23 protein-coding genes are annotated in these 20,189 nt (G+C 59.1%); 12 read left to right on the forward strand and 11 right to left on the reverse strand.

Annotated features, from left to right (window positions below):
* Nucleotides 1–131: 131 nt before the first annotated feature.
* Nucleotides 132–890 (reverse strand): Nif3-like dinuclear metal center hexameric protein, encoded by a 759-nt coding sequence (locus ACQ4OB_RS25450; protein ID WP_074873803.1) that lies wholly within the window; start codon nt 888–890, stop codon nt 132–134.
* Nucleotides 891–992: 102 nt separating this feature from the next.
* Here ACQ4OB_RS25450 and algW point away from each other — a divergent pair, with 102 nt between their 5' ends.
* From algW to ACQ4OB_RS25465, 3 genes are all read left to right on the forward strand, one after another.
* Complete coding sequence (gene algW / locus ACQ4OB_RS25455) at nt 993–2,153, forward strand: Do family serine endopeptidase AlgW (RefSeq protein WP_074873802.1); 1,161 nt, start codon at nt 993–995, stop codon at nt 2,151–2,153.
* Between the two features lie 110 nt (nt 2,154–2,263).
* Complete coding sequence (locus tag ACQ4OB_RS25460) at nt 2,264–4,369, forward strand: TonB-dependent siderophore receptor (protein WP_430956693.1); 2,106 nt, start codon at nt 2,264–2,266, stop codon at nt 4,367–4,369.
* A 12-nt stretch (nt 4,370–4,381) separates the two neighbouring features.
* Complete coding sequence (locus ACQ4OB_RS25465; RefSeq protein ID WP_074873800.1) at nt 4,382–5,101, forward strand: DUF4198 domain-containing protein; 720 nt, start codon at nt 4,382–4,384, stop codon at nt 5,099–5,101.
* Nucleotides 5,102–5,217: 116 nt separating this feature from the next.
* Here the strand turns inward: ACQ4OB_RS25465 and hisC are convergent, their stop codons facing one another.
* From hisC to ACQ4OB_RS25515, 10 genes are all read right to left on the reverse strand, one after another.
* Nucleotides 5,218–6,270 (reverse strand): histidinol-phosphate transaminase, encoded by a 1,053-nt coding sequence (gene hisC, locus ACQ4OB_RS25470; RefSeq protein ID WP_430956694.1) that lies wholly within the window; start codon nt 6,268–6,270, stop codon nt 5,218–5,220.
* A gap of 2 nt (nt 6,271–6,272) precedes the next feature.
* Complete coding sequence (hisD, locus tag ACQ4OB_RS25475) at nt 6,273–7,598, reverse strand: histidinol dehydrogenase (protein ID WP_074873798.1); 1,326 nt, start codon at nt 7,596–7,598, stop codon at nt 6,273–6,275.
* A 125-nt stretch (nt 7,599–7,723) separates the two neighbouring features.
* The gene (hisG, locus tag ACQ4OB_RS25480) at nt 7,724–8,359 is read right to left on the reverse strand and encodes an ATP phosphoribosyltransferase (RefSeq protein WP_007901570.1); all 636 of its coding nucleotides are present in this window, start codon (nt 8,357–8,359) and stop codon (nt 7,724–7,726) included.
* 127 nt (nt 8,360–8,486) lie between these two features.
* Nucleotides 8,487–9,752, reverse strand: a complete 1,266-nt coding sequence (gene murA, locus ACQ4OB_RS25485; protein WP_046052892.1) for a UDP-N-acetylglucosamine 1-carboxyvinyltransferase — start codon at nt 9,750–9,752, stop codon at nt 8,487–8,489.
* 22 nt (nt 9,753–9,774) lie between these two features.
* A complete protein-coding gene (locus ACQ4OB_RS25490; RefSeq protein ID WP_007912386.1) occupies nt 9,775–10,014 on the reverse strand; it encodes a BolA family protein in 240 nt (79 codons plus the stop codon).
* Nucleotides 10,015–10,127: 113 nt separating this feature from the next.
* Nucleotides 10,128–10,433 carry an STAS domain-containing protein gene (locus ACQ4OB_RS25495; RefSeq protein WP_074873797.1) on the reverse strand — a complete coding sequence of 102 codons (306 nt, stop codon included), beginning with the start codon at nt 10,431–10,433 and terminating at the stop codon, nt 10,128–10,130.
* Nucleotides 10,430–11,086 (reverse strand): MlaC/ttg2D family ABC transporter substrate-binding protein, encoded by a 657-nt coding sequence (locus tag ACQ4OB_RS25500; RefSeq protein ID WP_074873796.1) that lies wholly within the window; start codon nt 11,084–11,086, stop codon nt 10,430–10,432. Before ACQ4OB_RS25500 ends, ACQ4OB_RS25495 begins: the two co-directional genes overlap by 4 nt.
* An 11-nt stretch (nt 11,087–11,097) precedes the next feature.
* Nucleotides 11,098–11,565 (reverse strand): outer membrane lipid asymmetry maintenance protein MlaD, encoded by a 468-nt coding sequence (gene mlaD / locus ACQ4OB_RS25505; RefSeq protein ID WP_008150743.1) that lies wholly within the window; start codon nt 11,563–11,565, stop codon nt 11,098–11,100.
* A complete protein-coding gene (gene mlaE, locus ACQ4OB_RS25510; RefSeq protein WP_008150745.1) occupies nt 11,565–12,362 on the reverse strand; it encodes a lipid asymmetry maintenance ABC transporter permease subunit MlaE in 798 nt (265 codons plus the stop codon). The genes mlaD and mlaE overlap by 1 nt, the downstream gene beginning before the upstream one ends.
* On the reverse strand, nt 12,362–13,171 hold the full coding sequence (locus ACQ4OB_RS25515) for an ATP-binding cassette domain-containing protein (RefSeq protein ID WP_046045860.1): 810 nt from the start codon (nt 13,169–13,171) through the stop codon (nt 12,362–12,364). Before ACQ4OB_RS25515 ends, mlaE begins: the two co-directional genes overlap by 1 nt.
* Nucleotides 13,172–13,447: 276 nt before the next feature.
* Between ACQ4OB_RS25515 and ACQ4OB_RS25520 the strand changes: the two genes are divergently transcribed.
* The 9 genes from ACQ4OB_RS25520 (at nt 13,448) to rapZ (ending at nt 20,184) form a co-directional block, all read left to right on the forward strand.
* The gene (locus ACQ4OB_RS25520; protein ID WP_074873795.1) at nt 13,448–14,422 is read left to right on the forward strand and encodes a KpsF/GutQ family sugar-phosphate isomerase; all 975 of its coding nucleotides are present in this window, start codon (nt 13,448–13,450) and stop codon (nt 14,420–14,422) included.
* Nucleotides 14,422–14,946 carry a KdsC family phosphatase gene (locus ACQ4OB_RS25525; protein ID WP_076028639.1) on the forward strand — a complete coding sequence of 175 codons (525 nt, stop codon included), beginning with the start codon at nt 14,422–14,424 and terminating at the stop codon, nt 14,944–14,946. Before ACQ4OB_RS25520 ends, ACQ4OB_RS25525 begins: the two co-directional genes overlap by 1 nt.
* A 7-nt stretch (nt 14,947–14,953) precedes the next feature.
* Complete coding sequence (lptC, locus tag ACQ4OB_RS25530; protein ID WP_046052887.1) at nt 14,954–15,526, forward strand: LPS export ABC transporter periplasmic protein LptC; 573 nt, start codon at nt 14,954–14,956, stop codon at nt 15,524–15,526.
* Nucleotides 15,513–16,061 (forward strand): lipopolysaccharide transport periplasmic protein LptA, encoded by a 549-nt coding sequence (gene lptA / locus ACQ4OB_RS25535; protein WP_046052886.1) that lies wholly within the window; start codon nt 15,513–15,515, stop codon nt 16,059–16,061. The genes lptC and lptA overlap by 14 nt, the downstream gene beginning before the upstream one ends.
* Complete coding sequence (gene lptB / locus ACQ4OB_RS25540; RefSeq protein WP_008150757.1) at nt 16,061–16,786, forward strand: LPS export ABC transporter ATP-binding protein; 726 nt, start codon at nt 16,061–16,063, stop codon at nt 16,784–16,786. Before lptA ends, lptB begins: the two co-directional genes overlap by 1 nt.
* A gap of 184 nt (nt 16,787–16,970) precedes the next feature.
* Nucleotides 16,971–18,464, forward strand: a complete 1,494-nt coding sequence (locus ACQ4OB_RS25545; protein WP_074873793.1) for an RNA polymerase factor sigma-54 — start codon at nt 16,971–16,973, stop codon at nt 18,462–18,464.
* A 74-nt stretch (nt 18,465–18,538) separates the two neighbouring features.
* Complete coding sequence (gene hpf / locus ACQ4OB_RS25550; protein WP_007941242.1) at nt 18,539–18,847, forward strand: ribosome hibernation-promoting factor, HPF/YfiA family; 309 nt, start codon at nt 18,539–18,541, stop codon at nt 18,845–18,847.
* A gap of 12 nt (nt 18,848–18,859) precedes the next feature.
* Nucleotides 18,860–19,324, forward strand: coding sequence for a PTS IIA-like nitrogen regulatory protein PtsN (gene ptsN / locus ACQ4OB_RS25555; protein WP_056742951.1), 465 nt, complete (start codon nt 18,860–18,862; stop codon nt 19,322–19,324).
* 2 nt (nt 19,325–19,326) lie between these two features.
* Nucleotides 19,327–20,184, forward strand: a complete 858-nt coding sequence (gene rapZ / locus ACQ4OB_RS25560) for an RNase adapter RapZ (RefSeq protein ID WP_076028641.1) — start codon at nt 19,327–19,329, stop codon at nt 20,182–20,184.
* Nucleotides 20,185–20,189 lie beyond the last annotated feature (5 nt).

Consider the following 20,189-nt stretch of genomic DNA (forward strand, 5'->3'; position numbering starts at 1 on the left):
ACCTGCCCGTTCGGGTGCACCGGGTCCTGTGGGAGTAAGCCTGCTCGCGATAGCGGTGTGTCAGTCGCATCAATGTCGAATGTGACGCAGCCATCGCGAGCAGGCTCGCTCCTACAGTGGGTATGGGTGATTCAGATAGGATTCGGGCAATCGATGAAGATGTGCTCGAGGGCAAAGCGCCGGGCCAGATAATCGCCCAACGCCTGCACGCCATAACGCTCGGTGGCGTGATGACCGGCGGCGATGAAACTGATGTCGTTTTCCCGGGCGCTGTGGAAGGTCTGCTCGGACGCCTCGCCGCTGAGGTACAAGTCAACGCCAGCCAGCACGGCCTGATCGATGTAACCCTGGCCGCCACCAGTGCACCAGCCAACGCGGCGAATCATCTCGCTGCCTTCGATCAGCAACGGTTCGCGGCCCATGACTTCCTGTACGCGACGGGCAAAATCCCGGGCCGTCACCGGCTCGTTCAATGAACCGACCAGACCGACAACTTTAAGGTTGTCCGGATCCAATGGACCTTCCACAGTGATATCGAGCTGACGTGCCAGCTGAACGTTATTGCCGACTTCCGGGTGCAGATCCAGCGGCAAGTGATAAGACAACAGGCTGATATCGTGCTTGAGCAGGGTTTTCAACCGGCGCTGCTTCATCCCGGTGATGCACGGATTCTCGCCCTTCCAGAAATAGCCGTGATGCACCAGTATCAGGTCGGCGCGGACTTCCACAGCGGCGTCGAGCAATGCCTGGCTGGCGGTGACGCCACTGACGATGCGCATGACCTGCGGCCGGCCTTCGACCTGCAACCCATTGGGGCAGTAATCGGCAATCTTTGCACTGTTAAGGTAACGGTCGGCTTCTTCGACCAGGGTGCTCAGGGCGACGGCCATAAAAGACTCCTAAATATCCCGTTCAGAGGCACGTTTCGCCTCGTATAATGCGCGACATTATGGGCGGTCTCATACCGCCTGCAACCTCTCAGGACGTGCTTAATGCTCAAGGCGCTGCGTTTTTCCGGCTGGCCGCTGTTGGCCGGCGTGCTTATCGCTCTGTTAATCATCCAGCGTTACCCGGAGTGGGTCGGGCTTCCAAGCCTTGACGTCAACATGCAACAAGCCCCGCAAACCACCACCATGCAACAGGGTCCGGTGTCCTATGCCGACGCGGTGACCACGGCTGCGCCCTCGGTGGTCAACCTGTACACCACCAAAGTCGTCAACAAACCGAACCATCCGCTGTTCGAGGACCCACAGTTTCGCCGCTTCTTCGGCGACAACTCGCCCAAACAGAAGCGCATGGAGTCGAGCCTTGGCTCCGGCGTGATCATGAGCCCGGAAGGTTACCTGCTGACCAACAACCACGTGACCAGCGGCGCCGACCAGATTGTGGTGGCGCTCAAGGACGGGCGTGAAACCCTGGCCCGAGTGATCGGCAGCGACCCGGAAACCGACCTCGCGGTGCTGAAGATCGACTTGAAGAATCTTCCATCGATCACTGTCGGTCGTTCCGACAATATCCGCATCGGCGACGTGGCGTTGGCCATCGGCAATCCGTTCGGCGTCGGCCAGACCGTGACCATGGGCATCATTAGCGCCACCGGGCGCAATCAGCTGGGCCTGAACAACTACGAAGACTTCATCCAGACCGACGCGGCGATCAACCCCGGCAACTCCGGTGGTGCACTGGTGGATGCCAACGGCAACCTGACCGGCATCAACACGGCGATCTTCTCCAAGTCCGGCGGTTCGCAGGGCATCGGTTTCGCCATCCCGGTGAAACTGGCCATGGAAGTGATGAAGTCGATCATCGAGCACGGCCAGGTGATTCGCGGCTGGCTCGGTATCGAAGTGCAGCCGCTGAGCCAGGAACTGGCGGAATCGTTTGGCCTGTCGGGGCGCCCGGGCATTGTGGTCGCGGGGATTTTCCGTGACGGCCCGGCACAGAAGGCCGGCCTGCAACTGGGCGACGTGATCCTTAGCATCGACGGCGAACCGGCCGGCGATGGTCGTCGTTCGATGAACCAGGTCGCGCGGATCAAACCGACCGACAAGGTGACGATCCAGGTGATGCGCAACGGCAAAGAGCTCAAGCTCACCGCCGAGATCGGTCTGCGTCCGCCACCTGCTCCCATCAAGGAAAAAGAACAAGAGTAAGCCGAGAGGAGCTGCGGCCTCAGCAGCTCCATAACTGCAAAGCCGTTAACAGCAGACATTCTCATTAGGCATGTTATATTGTTTCAATATCACTATTGGAACAACATAACATGTCGTCTCGAACAATGGTTTCCCTCGCCGGCCTGGCCCTCGGTTTTCTGGGGGATCCGGTCTTCGCCGAAGAAGCGCAAACCGTTGAGCTGGACGCCATCAGCGTCACCTCCGACTACGAATCCCCCACTGGCCCGGTCCAGGGTTACCGCGCCACGCGCTCCTCCAGCGCAACCAAAACCGACACCGCCCTTCGCGATATCCCGCAATCGATCAGTGTGATTCCCGTCAGCGTGCTCAAGGACTTGGGCAGCACCAGCGTCGAACGCGCGCTGGATTTTGCCGGTGGCGTGTCGAAACAGAACAACTTCGGCGGCCTGACACTCTACGAATACAGCGTGCGCGGCTTCACCACGTCGGAGTTCTACAAGGATGGTTTCAGCGCCAACCGCGGCTATCCAAGCTCGCCGGACGTGGCCAACGTCGAACGCATCGAAGTGCTCAAAGGCCCGGCCGCCAGCCTCTACGGTCGTGGCGATCCGGGCGGCACGGTGAACATCGTCACCAAGAAACCCCAGCCCGAAGCCTTCACCACACTGCAAACCAGCGCCGGCAGTTGGGATCGTTATCGCACCGCCGTGGACGTCAACACACCGCTGGATGCTGACGGCAATGTTCTGTCCCGGGTGAACCTGGCTGTCGAGGACAACCACAGCTTCCGCGATCACATCGACAGTCAGCGCGTGTTCGTTGCGCCTTCGTTCAGCTGGCAACTGAACCCGGACACCAGCCTGTTGGTGGAGAGCGAGTTCGTGCGCCACAGCTCGACCTTCGATCGCGGTATCGTCGCGCCGAACAATAAATGGAGCGGTGTCTCCCGTTCGACCTTTCTTGGCGAACCCAACGACGGCAACATCGACAACCACAACAATCTGCTGCAAGCCGCCCTCGAACATCATCTCAACGACCGCTGGAAACTACGCCTCGCCAGCCATTACAAGGAAGGCAAGCTCTGGGGCTCCGCCTCCGAAACTCGCCCCTTGAACGCCGACGGCCATACCGTCAACCGCCGCTATCGCGAGCGCGACACCAACTGGCACGACAGCATCACCCAGCTCGAACTGCGCGGTATGTTCGACATCGGCAGCTGGCAACACGAACTGCTGATCTGCAGCGAATACGAGAATTTCCGCAAGAACGAACGGGTCACAACCATTGCCGGCGGTCCTTACGCCATCGATATCTACCGGCCGATTTATGGCCAGCCGAAACCCAATGGCGCACGCTCCGGGACCGACTTCTTCGAGCACGTCGAAAGTCGGGCGTTGAACCTTCAAGACCAGATCGTCTTCACCGACAAACTGCGCGGCATGCTCGGTGCGCGCTTCGAACATTTCGAACAAAGCATCGACGATCACAGCCGCAATGCGACCAGCCGCCAGCGCCACGACGCACTGACCCAACGGGCCGGGCTGCTCTACCAATTGACGCCCGAAGTGGGGTTATTCACCAACGTCTCCACCTCGTTCAAACCGAACAACGGCCTGGATGCCGCCGGCAAATCCTTCGACCCGGAAGAAGGCGTCGGTTATGAAGTCGGGCTCAAGAGCGAACTGTTCGACGACCGCTTGAGCAGCACCCTCGCCGCCTTCCATATCGAAAAGGAAAACGTCCTGGCGCTCGATCCGGCGACTGATTCCAGCCGCGCCATGGGCAAGGCTCGCAGCCAGGGTGTCGACCTGCAAGTCACCGGGCAAGTCACCGATGCCGTGCGAGTGATCGGTGCTTTCGCTTACATCGACGCCGAAGTCACCCAAGGCGACAAGGTGATTCCCACCGGCAGCCGAATTCTCGGCGTGGCCAAACGCAGCGGCAGTGTGCTGGGCGTTTATGAATTTCAGAATGGTCATTTGCGCGGCTCGGACCTTGGCGCAGCGTTCACCTATGTCGGTGATCGGTCGGGCGAAGCCGGCAGCGATTTCGAACTGCCGGCCTACCACACCGTCGACCTGCTGGCCCATTACAAGGCCAGCGAAAACGTCACCGTGGGCCTGAACCTGAACAACCTTTTCGACGAAAAATACTTCGAGCGCTCTTACAGCAACTACTGGGTCAACCCCGGCGAGCCGCGCAATTTCACCGTCAGCCTGACACTCAATCTGTAAAAGGAAATCACCATGCAAAACCTCAAACCCCTGGCGCTGCTTGGACTGCTGTTCGCCACTGAAGTCTCGGCCCATGGCCTGTGGACCGAAGAACGTCGCGGCAACATTGAAGTCATCTACGGCCACGGCGCCGAAGATAACGCCTTCAAGGCGCAGAAAATCAGTGGCGCGTGGGCTTATGACGTCGCCGGCAAAATGATCCCGGTGAGCGTGCAACGGCTGGCCGACCACGCCCGCCTGCAGCCGTTGAAACCGCCGGCGGTGATGGCCGTGGCGCTGGACAATGGCATGTGGTCGCAGACGCCGGATAAAAAATGGATCAACGAAGGACGCAGCAAAGTACCGGGGGCCATTGAGTCGACCCAGACCTTCAAGTACAGCCTGGCGATCTACCAGCCGGGGGCGAAACTGCCGAAGCTTGATCAGATGAAACTGCTGATTCTGCCGGAGGTTGATCCGTTGACTGTCGGGCCGGGTAAATCGTTACCGGTTCGAGTGCTATTGGATGGTAAGCCGGCGGCGGGCGTGAAGTTGGTAGGCGACTATCGTAGCGCGCCGAATACCTTGAGCACCGAGACCGACGCAGAGGGCCGGGCGCAAGTATTGGTGCGTAATGAAGGGTTGAATGTGATTTCGGCGCAGATGGAGATTTCGCTGAAGGACAACCCGGATGTGGCCACGCGTGGGCTGTTCACGTCGCTGACCTTCCTCGGCGAAGCGCATCACGAGTAACCCACAAACCCCTGTAGGAGCGAGGCTTGCCCGCGATGGGGACACCGCGGTGCAATAGGTAGACCGCGTTATCGTTTATCGCGGGCAAGCCACGCTCCCACAGGATCGGGGAAGTCTTACAGGTCGCCGAGGCCGTCGATCAGCGCCTGATTCTGCTCTGGCGTACCGATGGAAATCCGCAGGAACTGGGCAATCCGTTCCTGCTTGAAGTGCCGAACGATCACGCCTTGCTCACGCAACTTCGCCGCCAGCCCTGCCGCATCGTGTTTCGGATGACGGGCGAAGATGAAGTTCGCCGCCGACGGCAACACTTCAAAGCCTTTCGCTTGCAGTTGCGCAACGACCTTTTCACGATTCTCGATGACCAACCGGCAGGTCTTGTCGAAGTACTCGCGATCTTCGAACGCTGCGGCTGCACCGACATTTGCCAGACGATCCAGCGGATAGGAGTTGAAGCTGTTCTTGATCCGCTCCAGCGCCTCGATCAGATCCGGGTGCCCCACCGCCAGCCCCACCCTCAGGCCGGCCAGCGAACGGGACTTGGACAGGGTCTGGGTCACCAGCAGGTTTGGATAACGGTCCACCAGACTGATCGCCGTCTCACCACCGAAATCGATGTAAGCCTCATCCACCACGACTACTGAATCCGGGCTCGCCTTGAGGATTTGCTCAACCGCGTCCAGCGCCAACAGGCAGCCCGTCGGTGCGTTCGGATTCGGGAAGATGATCCCGCCGTTCGGCTTGGCGTAGTCCGCCGGGTTGATCTGGAATTGCTCGTCCAGCGGCACCGCGTCGAAGGCAATGCCGTACAACCCGCAGTAAACCGGATAGAAGCTGTAGCTGATGTCCGGGAACAGCACTGGATGATCGTGTTGCAGCAAGCCGTGAAAGATGTGCGCCAGTACTTCGTCGGAACCGTTGCCGAGAAATACCTGATTGCTCTGCACGCCGTAATAACTGGCTACTGCGTTTTTCAGCAGATCGCTGTTCGGGTCCGGGTACAGACGCAAGTTGTCATTCAGTTCGGTCTGCATCGCCGCCAAGGCTTTTGGCGATGGACCGTACGGGTTTTCGTTGGTGTTGAGCTTCACCAGTTTCGCCAGTTTCGGCTGCTCGCCCGGCACGTAAGGCACCAGATTCTTGACGAAGGGACTCCAGAATTTACTCATGCTTAGCTGTCCTTCTTATCGTCAACGATGCGGTATTCGGCACTGCGCGCGTGAGCGGTCAACGACTCGCCACGGGCCAGCACGGAAGCGGTTTTGCCCAGTTCCGACGCACCCTGCTCGGAGCAGAAGATGATCGACGAACGCTTCTGGAAGTCGTAGACACCCAGCGGCGAGGAGAAACGCGCGGTGCCGGAGGTCGGCAGCACGTGGTTCGGGCCGGCGCAGTAGTCGCCCAAGGCCTCGGAGGTGTGACGACCCATGAAGATCGCACCCGCGTGGCGAATCTTCGGCAGCCAGGCCTGCGGATCAGCAACGGACAACTCAAGGTGTTCCGGTGCGATGCGGTTGGCCACTTCCATGGCCTGGTCCATGTCGCGGACCTTGATCAGCGCACCACGGCCATTGATCGACGTTTCGATGATCTCGGCGCGTTCCATGGTCGGCAGCAGTTTGGCGATGCTGGCGGCGACCTTGTCGAGGAACTCGGCGTCCGGGCTGACCAGGATCGCCTGGGCGTCTTCGTCGTGCTCGGCCTGGGAGAACAGGTCCATGGCGATCCAGTCCGGATCCGTCTGACCGTCGCAGACCACGAGGATTTCGGAGGGGCCGGCGATCATGTCGATGCCGACCTGACCGAACACGTGGCGCTTGGCGGTGGCAACATAGATGTTGCCCGGACCGACCACCTTGTCGACCTTCGGCACGCTTTCGGTGCCGTAAGCCAGCGCCGCGACCGCTTGGGCGCCGCCGATGGTGAACACGCGGTCGACGCCGGCGATGCAAGCGGCGGCCAGCACCAGCTCGTTGATTTCGCCACGCGGCGTCGGCACTACCATGACCACTTCGGTCACGCCGGCCACCTTGGCCGGAATCGCGTTCATCAGTACCGAGGACGGGTACGACGCCTTGCCGCCGGGTACGTACAGACCGGCGCGATCCAGCGGCGTGACCTTCTGGCCGAGCACGGTGCCGTCGGCTTCGGTGTAGGTCCAGGAATCCTGCTTCTGTTTCTCGTGGTAGCTGCGTACTCGGGACGCGGCTTTTTCCAGCGCTTCACGCTGCGGCACGGTGATTCGGGTCAGGGCCAGTTCCAGGCGCTCACGAGGCAGGATCAGGTCCGCCATGGACGCGACCTGCAGGCCGTCGAACTTCTGGGTGAACTCCACCAGCGCCGCATCGCCACGCTCGCGCACGGCCTTGATGATGTCCAGCACCCGCTGATTGACCGAGTCGTCAGACACACTTTCCCAGCTCAGCAGATGATCCAGATGATGTGCAAAATCCGGGTCAGCAGCGTTGAGTCGGCGAATTGCAGTCGGTGCGGTCATAGCGAGAGCCTCATAGGAATGGCAAAAAACTCAGGTACCCGAAGCTACCATCGATCCGCTTGGGCACCTGAGTATTCTGGCTATGAGGCGGATAGACGGGCGCGACTTAACGTCGCGCAGGTAAATCAGCCGCGGTGTCGAGACTCCACTGCCTTGCGCAGGGTGTCGATCAACGCCTGGATACGGGCATGCTGCATTTTCATCGAAGCTTTGTTCACGATCAGCCGGGAGCTGATGTCGGCAATGAAATCCTGGGGTTCCAGGCCATTGGCGCGCAGGGTGTTGCCGGTGTCGACCACGTCGATGATCTTGTCTGCCAGACCGATCAGCGGCGCCAGTTCCATCGAGCCATAGAGCTTGATGATGTCGACCTGACGGCCCTGTTCGGCGTAGTAGCGCTTGGCAACGTTGACGAATTTGGTCGCCACACGCAGGCGGCCCTTGGGCTCGACATCACCGACACGGCCGGCGGTCATCAACTTGCAGAGGGCAATTCGCAGGTCCAACGGCTCGTACAAACCCTGGCCGCCATATTCCATCAGCACATCTTTACCGGCGACGCCCAGGTCAGCGGCACCATGTTCGACGTAAGTCGGTACATCGGTGGCGCGCACGATCAGCAGACGTACATCGGCCTGGGTCGTGGGGATGATCAGCTTGCGGCTCTTGTCCGGATTCTCGGTCGGCACGATGCCCGCTTCAGCCAGAAGCGGCAGGGTGTCGTCAAGGATGCGGCCCTTGGACAGTGCGATGGTCAACATGGGAAACGTCAATCCTTATCAAGGTACTCATGCCCGGTCGCAAATGGCGCCGGACACACATCGAGCCGGAAACGGCTCGACTTGAAACGAATTCAACGGGCGCGTCCCTGCGCCCATGCAGCAGAAACTAGCCCGGTACGCGGCGGATCTTGGCGCCGAGCATCTGCAGTTTCTCTTCGATGCACTCGTAACCACGGTCGATGTGGTAGATGCGGTCGATCAAGGTGTCACCTTCAGCGATCAATGCCGAGATCACCAGGCTGGCCGAAGCACGCAGGTCGGTGGCCATCACTGGCGCGCCCTTGAGCTTTTCGATGCCGGTAACGATGGCGGTGTTGCCTTCGACCTGGATGTGAGCGCCCATGCGGTGCAGTTCGTAAACGTGCATGAAGCGGTTTTCGAAGATCGTCTCGATCACAGCGCCAGTGCCTTCGGCAATGGCGTTGAGGGAGATGAACTGCGCCTGCATGTCGGTCGGGAACGCCGGGTATGGAGCGGTACGCACGTTAACGGCTTTTGGCCGCTTGCCGTGCATGTTCAGCTCGATCCAGTCTTCGCCGCAGGTGATTTCGGCACCCGATTCCTTGAGTTTCTCAAGAACGGCTTCGAGAATGGTCGGATCGGTGTCCTTGACCTTCACACGGCCGCCGGTCACAGCAGCTGCGACCAGGTAGGTGCCGGTCTCGATACGGTCAGGCATCACCTTGTAAGTGGTCGGGTGCAGACGCTCGACGCCATCGATGGTGATGGTGTCGGTGCCGGCGCCAGTGATCTTGGCGCCCATGGCGATCAGGAAGTTCGCCAGGTCGATGACTTCAGGCTCGCGAGCGGCGTTTGCCAGAACGCTGCGGCCCTTGGCCAGAGCGGCTGCCATCATGATGTTTTCGGTACCGGTCACACTGACGGTGTCGAAGAAGAAGTGCGCACCGCGCAGGCCACCTTCAGGTGCCTTGGCCTTGATGTAGCCGCCTTCGACGTCGATGACAGCGCCCATGGCTTCGAGGCCACGAATGTGCAGGTCAACCGGACGCGAACCAATGGCGCAACCGCCAGGCAGTGCGACTTCGGCTTCACCGAAACGTGCAACCATCGGCCCCAGCACCAGGATCGACGCACGCATGGTTTTCACCAGTTCGTACGGAGCGATCAGGGTCTTGATGGTGCGCGGGTCGATTTCGACGCTGAGTTTCTCGTCGATCACCGGCTCGATGCCCATACGACCGAACAGCTCGATCATGGTGGTGATGTCGTGCAGGTGCGGCAGGTTGGCAACGGTCACCGGGCCATCGCACAGCAAGGTTGCAGCCAGGATCGGCAGGGCAGAGTTCTTTGCCCCGGAGATGCGGATTTCGCCATCAAGACGAACGCCACCGGTAATTATCAATTTATCCATAAGAATCTCGACGCCCTTGGGCTCAGGTGCGCTCGGCCCAGGCCGCGCTGCTGAAAAATTTCATAGTGACCGCATGGATGCTGCCATCGGTGATCCACGGGTTCAAATGGGCATAGATCTGCTGCTGACGCTTCACCGGGCTCAACGCCGCCAGTTCATCGCTAATCACGTTCAGCTGAAAGTTGCAGCCTTCGCCCTCGACTTCTACTAGGGTTCCTGGCAGCTTTCCTTCAAGGAAGCTCTTCACTTCTACGGCCTGCATGCTCAACCTCAATCGGCGCCCTGTGCGCGCGGGTCGGACATCATACAAAAAAGCCCCGCGCCTGCGAACCCCGCGAAGCAGGACTCTGACGGGGGGCTTCTTTATAGATGCGGTTAGGGATGCGCCAACAACTCGGTCAGTTCACTGACCTGAGCGATTTCACGCATGTCTTCTGGCATCCCGCGGATGCTCAGCGCCTTGCCGGCCGCCTCTGCATCACGCATGAAGCACAGCAGCAGCGACAAGCCGACACTGCTGGACTTCAACACTGCCGAGCAATCGACTACCAGCGCAGCGGCCTTGCTGGATTTAATCAGCGCCTGCCCCTGTTTACGCAAACCGGGGCCAGTGCGGTAATCCAGCATGCCGCTGAGCATCAGCTCGCCGGATTCGCTCATGCGAATCGCCGACACGCTCATTGAGCTTGCGTCTCGGGTGCTTGCTTCTGGCTGGCTTCCTTGGCCTTGGCGACTTCCCCGGCCCAACCATTGATGGTCTTGTCCAGGTCGTTGCCATTGCGCTGCATCGCATCAGCGAACTGATCGCGGAACAGCTTGCCGATGTTGATGCCGTTGATGATCACGTTGCGCAACTTCCACTCGCCGTTGATCTTTTCGAGTGTGTAGGACACAGGATAGATCGCGCCGTTGGTGCCCTTGACCGTCATGGCAACACTTGTACGGTTTCCCGACTCATCCTTGGCAGGATCGACGACGATCCCCTGATTGTTGTACTCGAGCAAAGCGTTGCCATAGAACTGGAACAGACCCTTTTTGAAGTTTTCTTCAAAGGTCTTCATTTGCGCAGGCGTGGCTTTGCGCGAATATTTGACCGTCATGATGCTCTTGGAAATGCCCTCGGCATCCACAACAGGTCCGACGATGGTGTTCAGCGCCGCATAGAAGTCTTGCGGGTCTTGCTTGTACTTCTCTTTATTGGCCGACAGATCGGCAAGTAGCCGATTGGTGGTGTCCTGCACGATATCGTGCGCTGAGGGCGCTGCCACGGCGTTAGCCATCAACGGCAGGGCCGCGAGTAATACCAACAGGCCACGTCGCAAGGTAGAGATCATTCAAAGGCTCCTCATTTGGCGTCTTTACTAACGGTATTGAGCAGAAATTTACCGATCAGGTCTTCGAGTACCAGCGACGACTGTGTGTCGTGGATGGTTGAGCCATCCTTGAGCAAGCCTTCTTCGCCGCCCACGCTGAGACCAATGTACTTCTCGCCCAACAGGCCAGCGGTCAGGATAGATGCAGTGGAATCAGTCGGCAGGTTATCTACGCGTTTTTCCAGCTGCATGGTCACTCGGCCGGTGAAACTGTCGCGGTCCAGATCGATTGCCGTGACCTTGCCGATGGTCACACCGGCCATGGTCACTTTAGCTCTGACAGTCAAACCGGCGATATTGTCGAAATACGCATAAAGTTTATAAGTGTCGGTGGTTGCGCTCGGGGACAGGCCACTTACCCGCAACGCCAGCAACAGCAAAGCCAGGATGCCAGCCAGCAAGAAAAGGCCGACACCGATTTCCAGGGTGCGGTTTTGCATCAGAAATCTCCAAACATCAAGGCGGTCAGAATAAAGTCCAGGCCGAGTACAGCCAAAGAGGCATACACCACGGTCTTGGTAGTGGCACGACTGATCCCCTCGGAAGTGGGCTCGCAGTCATAGCCTTGGAATACGGCAATCCAGGTCACGACAAAGGCGAAAACGATGCTTTTGATGATGCCGTTGAGCACATCGTCAGCAAAGGTCACGCTGTTCTGCATGTTGGACCAGTAGGAACCTTCATAGACCCCCAGCCAGTCGACGGCCACCCACGAACCACCCCAGATGCCCACCACGCTGAAGATCATCGCCAGCACCGGCAGGGAAATGAAGCCGGCCCACAGGCGCGGGGCAATGATGTACTTGAGCGGGTCGACACCAATCATTTCCAGACTGGACAACTGCTCGGTGGACTTCATGTTGCCGATTTCGGCAGTCAAAGCCGAACCGGCGCGCCCGGCGAACAGCAATGCCGTGACCACAGGCCCCAGTTCGCGCAACAGCGTCAGCGCAACCATCTGGCCGACCGCCTGCTCCGAACCGTAGCTGGACAGAATATTGAAGCCTTGCAGCGCCAGCACCATGCCGATGAATACCCCGGAGACCACAATGATCACCAGGGACATCACGCCCACCGAATGCAGTTGCTTGATCAGCAAGCCAAAACCGCCGCCAATGCCGCCACGGCCAAGCAAGGCATGAAACAGGAATATCGCCGAACGGCCGAACACTCCCAGCACGTCAATGCCAGAGTGGCCGAACCTGCGAACCCGTTCTATCAGTGAAATCTTGCGCATCAACGCTTCCCCAGAAGATCTGCGCGGTAATCCGTCGCTGGAAAGTGATAGGCGACGGGACCGTCAGGCTCGCCTGTCATGAATTGACGGATGCGTGGCTCCTGCGAGTTCATCAGTTCCTCGGGAGTGCCCTGCCCCAATACCTGGCCTTCGCCGACGACATAGATGTAATCGGCGATGCTCGCAGTCTCGGCCAAGTCGTGGGAGACCACGATACTGGTGATGCCCAGCGCATCGTTGAGCAGGCGGATCAGGCGCACCAGCACACCCATGGCGATGGGGTCCTGGCCGACAAAGGGCTCGTCATACATGAGGATTTGCGGATCGAGGGCAATCGCCCGGGCCAGAGCGACACGACGTTTCATGCCGCCGGACAACTCGTCAGGCATCAGGTCGATGGCGCCACGCAAGCCCACTGCCTGCAATTTGAGCAGGACGATGTCCCGGATCATTTCTTCCGGCAGCTCGGTATGAACGCGTAGCGGAAAGGCAACGTTCTCGAACACATCGAGATCGGTGAACAGCGCACCACTCTGAAACAGCACGCCCATGTGCTTTCGCGCATCGAACAGGTCACTGCGCGACAGTTTCGGCAGGTTCTGTCCATTGACCCAGACTTCGCCTTTGGTGGGCCGCAACTGTGCGCCCATCAGCCGCAGCAGCGTAGTCTTGCCACACCCGGAAGGGCCCATGATGCCGGTGACCTTGCCGCGCGGGATACGTATATCGACGTTATTGAAAATGCTGCGCGTTCCGCGCTTGAAGGTCAGTCCCTTCAGCTCGACCGCGTAGGCTTTATCGGCACTCATCTAAACTCCTTGCGATGCAGCCTCTCACTCGGACGCCTGGCTTTCTGGCGAAAGCACATACCTCCCGGGCAGGCCGAACTGGCGGCGAACTATATCACTGCAAAGGCCAAGCGCCCAAGGCCCAAGCCAGGCCATGTTGAGCAACATGAAGGGGTAAAAGCTTCTATTTGGGCGTATTCGGTAACAGGGAATGACAAAGCGCGACGAACTTGCGTGAGGGTTTCGATCATTACCGTTATAATCGCCGCCTTTTCATCAGGCTATACGATTTCTGACATGAGCCAATCCAGCGACCTGATTCAATCAGCACAACGCACCGTCCGCCTCGAACTGGAAGCCGTACAAGGCTTGCTGCCCCGTATCGACGCAGATTTCGTACGCGCTTGCGAGATGATTCTGGCCAGCAAAGGGCGCGTGGTCGTGGTCGGCATGGGCAAATCGGGGCACATCGGCAACAAGATCGCCGCCACCCTGGCCAGCACCGGCACCACGGCCTTTTTCGTGCACCCGGCCGAAGCCAGCCACGGCGACATGGGCATGATCACCCGCGACGACATCATCCTGGCGCTGTCGAACTCCGGCTCTACCAATGAAATCGTCACCCTGCTGCCGCTGATCAAACGCCTGGGCATTCAATTGATCAGCATGACCGGCAATCCTGACTCACCGCTGGCGAAGGCTGCCGAGGTCAACCTCAACGTGCATGTCGAGCATGAAGCCTGTCCGCTCAACCTGGCACCGACCTCGTCGACCACCGCCGCGCTGGTCATGGGCGACGCCCTGGCCGTTGCGCTGCTGGAAGCCCGCGGTTTTACCGCCGAAGATTTCGCCTTTTCCCACCCTGGCGGCGCGCTTGGCCGACGCCTGCTGCTGAAAGTGGAAACCGTCATGCACGCCGGCGCAGAACTGCCCCAGGTGCAACGTGGCACGCTACTCAAGGACGCCTTGATGGAAATGACCCGCAAGGGCCTGGGCATGACCGCGATCGTGGAGGCCGACGGCAAACTGGCCGGGATCTTCACCGACGGCGACTTGCGCCGCACCCTTGACCGGACCATCGACATCCACCATACGACCATCGACGAGGTCATGACCGTCCACGGCAAGACCGCCCGGGCCGACATGCTCGCAGCCGAGGCTCTGAAAATCATGGAAGACCATCGAATCAACGCGCTGGTGGTGGTGGACAAGGAGGACCGACCGATCGGCGCCTTCAACCTGTCCGATCTGCTGCGCGCAGGAGTAATGTGATGAGCACCGACCTGCTGCAACGCGGCAAGAACATCAAACTGGCAGTTTTTGACGTCGATGGCGTACTGACCGACGGACGCCTGTACTTCCTCGAAGACGGCAGCGAATTCAAGACGTTCAACACCCTCGACGGCCAAGGCATCAAGATGTTGATGGCAGCTGGCGTGCAGACCGCTATCATCAGCGGCCGCAAGACCCCGGTGGTCGAGCGACGCGCGAAGAACCTCGGTATTCCACACGTGTACCAGGGGCGCGAAGACAAACTGGTGGTGCTGGACGAGCTTCTTGCCCAACTCAACCTAAGCTATGAGCAAGTCGCCTATCTCGGTGACGACCTGCCGGACCTGCCGGTGATTCGCCGCGTCGGCCTGGGCATGGCGGTGGCAAGCGCTGCCAGTTTCGTCCGTGAACATGCCCACGGCATCACCCAGGCCCGCGGCGGCGAGGGTGCCGCTCGCGAATTCTGCGAATTGATCCTGCGCGCGCAGGGCCGCCTCGATGCGGCAAACGCCGCGTACCTGTGAGCCAACTATGCTGAGCAAAAAGATTCGCAAATTCCTGGTGTTCGGTTGCATCGCAGCGATATTCGCCGCGGTCGGCTACTGGAACATCAGCCCGGAACGCTTCCTCGACAAGCCGGTGGCAAAGATCGATGAAACGGCGATCGACTATTACGCGATCAACGCCCACAGCGTGCAATATCTGCCGGACGGCAAACTGCAATACGAAATGACGTCCGACAAGGTTGAACACCTGAAAGCCACCGAAGTGACGCTGTTGACCAACCCCGACCTGAACATGTTCCGCGGCACCGAGTTCCCATGGCATGTGCAGAGCGAGCACGGCGAAGTGAACCCCGACGGCACCCAGGTCGAACTGATTGACTCGGTGCGCATCACGCGCTTCGACGAGAAAAACCGCAAGACCCTGATTACCACCACCCGCATGACAGTGTTCCCGCAGCAGCAATATGCGCAGACCGAGCAACCCGTTAGAATCGACGGCGCTGGTGGTGTGTCGACTGGCAAGGGAATGAAAGCGTATTTGAAAGAAAGCAGGATACACCTGCTATCGAACGTAAGAGGACAGTATGAGGCTCGTTAAAACCCTCCCTATTTTGCTCGGTCTGAGCGCAGCACTGGGAAGCGTGAGCGCCTGGGCTCTGCCGAACGATCAAGAGCAGCCTATCCGCATCCAGGCCGACGATGCCCAGCTGGACGACAAGAATGGTGTTGCCACCTATAAAGGTGACGTGATCATTACCCAGGGCTCGATGATCGTTAAAGGCAATACTGTGACCATCACCCGCACGCCGGCCGGCGACATCGACGTGGTGACATCGGTGGGCAATCTGGCCTACTTCGAGCAGATGCAGACGGCTGGCGACACCAAGCCGGTTCAGGGCTACGGAGTGACCATCCAGTACCACGCCTCGCAAAACCGCGTCGTACTGATCGATCGCGCCAAAGTCATCGACAAGGACAACAACGTCACCCAAGGCGAGAAAATCGTCTACGACACGGTGAAAAAGCTTGCCAGCGCCGGTCGTGCGACGGGCAACAAGGTTACCGAGTCGCGTCCGCGCATCGACATGGTGATCCAGCCGAAGAAGAAAACCGACGAGCAAAAGGCCCAGTAATGGCAACTCTGAAAGCTCAGCATCTGGCCAAGAGCTACAAGAGCCGCCAGGTCGTGCGTGACGTCAGCCTGTCGATCGACAGCGGTCAGATCGTCGGCCTGCTGGGTCCCAACGGCGCCGGCAAGACCACCTGCTTTTACATGATTGTCGGCCTGGTACAGGCCGATCAGGGCCGCGTACTGATTGACGACCTGGATGTCAGTCACCAGCCTATGCACGGTCGTGCGAAGGCCGGCATCGGCTATCTTCCGCAAGAAGCATCGATCTTCCGCAAACTCTCGGTAGCCGACAACATCATGGCGATCCTCGAGACCCGCAAGGAACTCGACAAGGCCGGTCGTCGCCAGGAGCTGGAAAGTCTGCTGCAGGAATTCCACATCAGCCACATCCGCGACAACCTCGGGATGAGCCTGTCCGGTGGTGAACGCCGCCGCGTGGAGATCGCCCGGGCACTGGCTACCAACCCGAAATTCATCCTGCTCGACGAACCATTCGCCGGCGTGGACCCGATTTCGGTGGGCGACATCAAGCAGATCATCTATCACCTCAAGGCCAAGGGCATTGGTGTGCTGATCACTGACCACAACGTCCGTGAAACCCTGGATATCTGCGAAACCGCCTACATCGTCAACGATGGCCAGCTGATCGCCGAAGGTGACTCTGCCACCATCCTGGCCAACGACCTGGTCAAGGAAGTGTATCTGGGCCATGAGTTCCGCCTGTAAGCACTCAGGTGTCTGGCTGGTTGCCCGGGCGCTTGTCTCGATAAAAAATCAACATTTTTTTATTGTTACAGCGCTCTAGGCAAACGCTGCAGTTTCGGGCATATAATTTGCTTATGTTTGGCGCTCCGGCGCCCTGTAGTGGATGGCGCATGTGCGCCGGCGAATAAGGTGTTAAGCCCCTGCCATGAAACCATCGCTAGTCTTGAGAATGGGCCAGCAGCTGACGATGACACCGCAGCTGCAACAGGCCATCCGCCTGCTCCAATTGTCGACCCTGGACCTGCAACAGGAAATCCAGGAGGCCCTGGAGTCCAATCCGATGCTCGAACGCCAGGAAGAAGGCGACGACTTCGATAACGCCGACCCCTTGGCCGACAAAGCCGAACAGCTACCCAACGCCGATGTTTCGGAACCCTCCTACCAGGAAACCGCCCCGACGGTTGATAACCTCGATGAAGGTGACTGGAACGAGCGCATCCCCAACGAACTGCCCGTCGATACCGCATGGGAAGACGTCTACCAGACCAGCGCCAGCAGCCTGCCGAGCAACGATGACGACGAGTGGGACTTCACCACCCGGACATCGGCCGGCGAAAGCCTGCAAAGCCACCTGCTGTGGCAACTGAACCTGGCGCCGATGTCCGACACCGATCGCCTGATCGCCGTGACCCTGATCGATTGCATCAACAATCAGGGCTACCTGGACGAGACCCTCGAGGAGATTCTCGAAGCCTTCGACCCGGAACTGGACATCGAACTGGACGAAATCGAAGCCGTCCTGCACCGTATCCAGCAATTCGAACCTGCCGGTATCGGCGCCCGTAACCTGGGCGAATGCCTGCTGCTGCAATTGCGCCAATTGCCCGCCAAGACACCTTGGCTGGTCGAGGCCAAACGCCTGGTCACCGAGTACATCGACCTGCTCGGCAGTCGCGATTACAGCCAGCTGATGCGTCGCATGAAGCTCAAGGAAGACGAACTGCGTCAGGTGATTGAACTGGTGCAGAGCCTCAACCCGCGCCCAGGCTCGCAAATCGAGTCCAGCGAAGCCGAATACGTCGTTCCCGACGTGATCGTACGCAAGGACAACGAGCGCTGGCTGGTGGAGCTGAACCAGGAATCCGTGCCACGACTGCGGGTCAACGCTCAATACGCCGGCTTCGTGCGCCGCGCCGACACCAGCGCCGACAACACCTTCATGCGCAATCAGTTGCAAGAAGCCCGCTGGTTCATCAAGAGCCTGCAAAGCCGCAACGAAACCCTGATGAAAGTGGCCACGCAAATCGTCGAGCATCAGCGCGGTTTCCTTGAATACGGCGACGAAGCCATGAAACCGCTGGTCCTGCATGACATCGCCGAAGCGGTAGGGATGCACGAGTCGACGATTTCACGGGTAACCACGCAAAAATTCATGCATACCCCACGGGGCATATATGAACTGAAATACTTTTTTTCCAGCCACGTCAGCACCTCCGAGGGCGGTGAATGCTCGTCCACGGCAATCCGCGCGATCATCAAAAAACTGGTTGCCGCGGAAAATCAGAAAAAGCCGTTGAGTGACAGCAAGATCGCTGGTTTACTGGAGGCACAAGGCATTCAGGTGGCTCGCCGCACCGTCGCCAAGTACCGCGAATCCCTCGGGATCGCGCCTTCGAGCGAACGCAAGCGGTTGATGTAGAGCCACGCCACAGCGTTCCAGTGGCAGGTATTTCTGCCTGCCGCTTTATGCACTGGCAACGAAGGAGAAGCTGTATGCAAGTCAACATCAGTGGACACCAACTGGAAGTGACCGAACCTCTTCGCACTTACATCGGCGAAAAACTCGAACGATTAGAGAGGCATTTCGACAAAATCACCAACGTGCAGGTCACGATGACGGTCGAAAAGCTCAAGCAGAAAATCGAAGCCACGCTGCATATTCCCGGCAATGAAGTGGTCGCAAACGCGGAGCATACCGATATGTACGCGGCGATCGACGCACTGACCGACAAGCTGGATAAACAACTCAAAAAGCATAAGGAAAAGACCCAAAGCCTCCTCCAGGGCGCGACCGGTCGTTAACACTCCCTACCCATGATCCGACTTGAAAGCATCCTGACCCCCGGCCGTTCCCTCGTGAACGTGCCGGGCGGCAGTAAAAAGAAAGCCCTCGAGCAAATTGCCAACCTTATCCATAAAGAAGTACCGGATCTGGAGATGCAAGATGTCTTCGAGGCTCTGATTGCCCGTGAAAAACTCGGCTCAACCGGCTTTGGCAACGGCATTGCCATTCCCCACTGCCGCCTGAAGGGCTGTACCTCGCCCATCAGCGCCCTGATGCACCTTGATGCACCCATCGATTTCGACGCCATCGACGGCGCCCCGGTTGACCTGCTGTTCGTTCTGCTGGTCCCGGAAGCCGCTACCGATGCGCACCTGGAGTTGCTGCGCCAGATCGCCAGCATGCTCGACCGCAAGGAAGTGCGCGAAAAGCTGCGCAGCGCCCCGAGCAATGAAGCCTTGTATCAGGTTGTCCTGGACGAGCAAAACGGTCATTAATCATGCGCTTGATCATCGTCAGTGGCCGTTCCGGCTCAGGTAAAAGTACCGCACTCGATGTTCTCGAGGACAACGGCTTCTACTGCATCGACAACCTGCCCGCCGGCCTGCTGCCGGAACTGGCCGAACGTGCGCTGATCCATACTGAGCTGGCGCAACCGCTGGTGGCCGTATCGATCGATGCGCGCAACTTGCCGAGTCACTTGTCGCGTTTTCCCGAACTGCTGGAAGAAGTGCGCAGCCGGCATATCCAGTGTGATGTGCTTTATCTGGACGCCGACGAAGAAACCTTGCTCAAGCGTTTCTCGGAAACCCGCCGTCGTCACCCGCTGAGCAATTCCAATCGCTCGCTGGCCGAGGCCATCAACGATGAGACCGCCCTGCTCGGGCCGATTGCCGATCTCGCCGATCTCAAGGTAAACACCACCAACCTGAACCTGTATCAACTGCGAGATACCATCAAGCTGCGCCTGTTGAACCAGCCGGAATCCGGTACGGCGTTCCTGGTGGAATCTTTCGGCTTCAAGCGTGGAATGCCGGTGGACGCTGATCTGGTGTTCGACGTGCGCTGCCTGCCGAACCCTTACTGGAAGCCAGAGTTGCGCGATCAATCGGGTCTCGACCAACCGGTTGCCGATTACCTGGCGGCACAGCCGGACGTCGAAGAGATGTTCCAGGACATCTCCACCTACTTGTTAAAGTGGCTACCCCGCTTTGCCGCCAGCAACCGCGCTTATGTCACCATTGCCATTGGCTGCACCGGCGGCCATCACCGCTCCGTCTACCTGACCGAACGTCTGGGCCAGGCCCTGCAAAAATCCCTGAAGAACGTCCAGGTTCGCCACCGCGACCTCAGCTAAAGGAT

The organism is Pseudomonas sp. ES4 (assembly GCF_050586665.1).
Taxonomy (GTDB): Bacteria; Pseudomonadota; Gammaproteobacteria; order Pseudomonadales; family Pseudomonadaceae; genus Aquipseudomonas; species Aquipseudomonas frederiksbergensis.

Excerpts from the sequence above, each read along its gene's own strand:
- ACQ4OB_RS25450 (WP_074873803.1), bottom strand. The coding sequence starts at position 890 with ATGGCCGTCGCCCTGAGCACCCTGGTCGAAGAAGCCGACCGTTACCTT.
- algW (WP_074873802.1), top strand. The coding sequence starts at position 993 with ATGCTCAAGGCGCTGCGTTTTTCCGGCTGGCCGCTGTTGGCCGGCGTG.
- ACQ4OB_RS25460 (WP_430956693.1), top strand. The coding sequence starts at position 2,264 with ATGTCGTCTCGAACAATGGTTTCCCTCGCCGGCCTGGCCCTCGGTTTT.
- ACQ4OB_RS25465 (WP_074873800.1), top strand. The coding sequence starts at position 4,382 with ATGCAAAACCTCAAACCCCTGGCGCTGCTTGGACTGCTGTTCGCCACT.
- hisC (WP_430956694.1), bottom strand. The coding sequence starts at position 6,270 with ATGAGTAAATTCTGGAGTCCCTTCGTCAAGAATCTGGTGCCTTACGTG.
- hisD (WP_074873798.1), bottom strand. The coding sequence starts at position 7,598 with ATGACCGCACCGACTGCAATTCGCCGACTCAACGCTGCTGACCCGGAT.
- hisG (WP_007901570.1), bottom strand. The coding sequence starts at position 8,359 with ATGTTGACCATCGCACTGTCCAAGGGCCGCATCCTTGACGACACCCTG.
- murA (WP_046052892.1), bottom strand. The coding sequence starts at position 9,752 with ATGGATAAATTGATAATTACCGGTGGCGTTCGTCTTGATGGCGAAATC.
- ACQ4OB_RS25490 (WP_007912386.1), bottom strand. The coding sequence starts at position 10,014 with ATGCAGGCCGTAGAAGTGAAGAGCTTCCTTGAAGGAAAGCTGCCAGGA.
- ACQ4OB_RS25495 (WP_074873797.1), bottom strand. The coding sequence starts at position 10,433 with ATGAGCGTGTCGGCGATTCGCATGAGCGAATCCGGCGAGCTGATGCTC.
- ACQ4OB_RS25500 (WP_074873796.1), bottom strand. The coding sequence starts at position 11,086 with ATGATCTCTACCTTGCGACGTGGCCTGTTGGTATTACTCGCGGCCCTG.
- mlaD (WP_008150743.1), bottom strand. The coding sequence starts at position 11,565 with ATGCAAAACCGCACCCTGGAAATCGGTGTCGGCCTTTTCTTGCTGGCT.
- mlaE (WP_008150745.1), bottom strand. The coding sequence starts at position 12,362 with ATGCGCAAGATTTCACTGATAGAACGGGTTCGCAGGTTCGGCCACTCT.
- ACQ4OB_RS25515 (WP_046045860.1), bottom strand. The coding sequence starts at position 13,171 with ATGAGTGCCGATAAAGCCTACGCGGTCGAGCTGAAGGGACTGACCTTC.
- ACQ4OB_RS25520 (WP_074873795.1), top strand. The coding sequence starts at position 13,448 with ATGAGCCAATCCAGCGACCTGATTCAATCAGCACAACGCACCGTCCGC.
- ACQ4OB_RS25525 (WP_076028639.1), top strand. The coding sequence starts at position 14,422 with ATGAGCACCGACCTGCTGCAACGCGGCAAGAACATCAAACTGGCAGTT.
- lptC (WP_046052887.1), top strand. The coding sequence starts at position 14,954 with ATGCTGAGCAAAAAGATTCGCAAATTCCTGGTGTTCGGTTGCATCGCA.
- lptA (WP_046052886.1), top strand. The coding sequence starts at position 15,513 with ATGAGGCTCGTTAAAACCCTCCCTATTTTGCTCGGTCTGAGCGCAGCA.
- lptB (WP_008150757.1), top strand. The coding sequence starts at position 16,061 with ATGGCAACTCTGAAAGCTCAGCATCTGGCCAAGAGCTACAAGAGCCGC.
- ACQ4OB_RS25545 (WP_074873793.1), top strand. The coding sequence starts at position 16,971 with ATGAAACCATCGCTAGTCTTGAGAATGGGCCAGCAGCTGACGATGACA.
- hpf (WP_007941242.1), top strand. The coding sequence starts at position 18,539 with ATGCAAGTCAACATCAGTGGACACCAACTGGAAGTGACCGAACCTCTT.
- ptsN (WP_056742951.1), top strand. The coding sequence starts at position 18,860 with ATGATCCGACTTGAAAGCATCCTGACCCCCGGCCGTTCCCTCGTGAAC.
- rapZ (WP_076028641.1), top strand. The coding sequence starts at position 19,327 with ATGCGCTTGATCATCGTCAGTGGCCGTTCCGGCTCAGGTAAAAGTACC.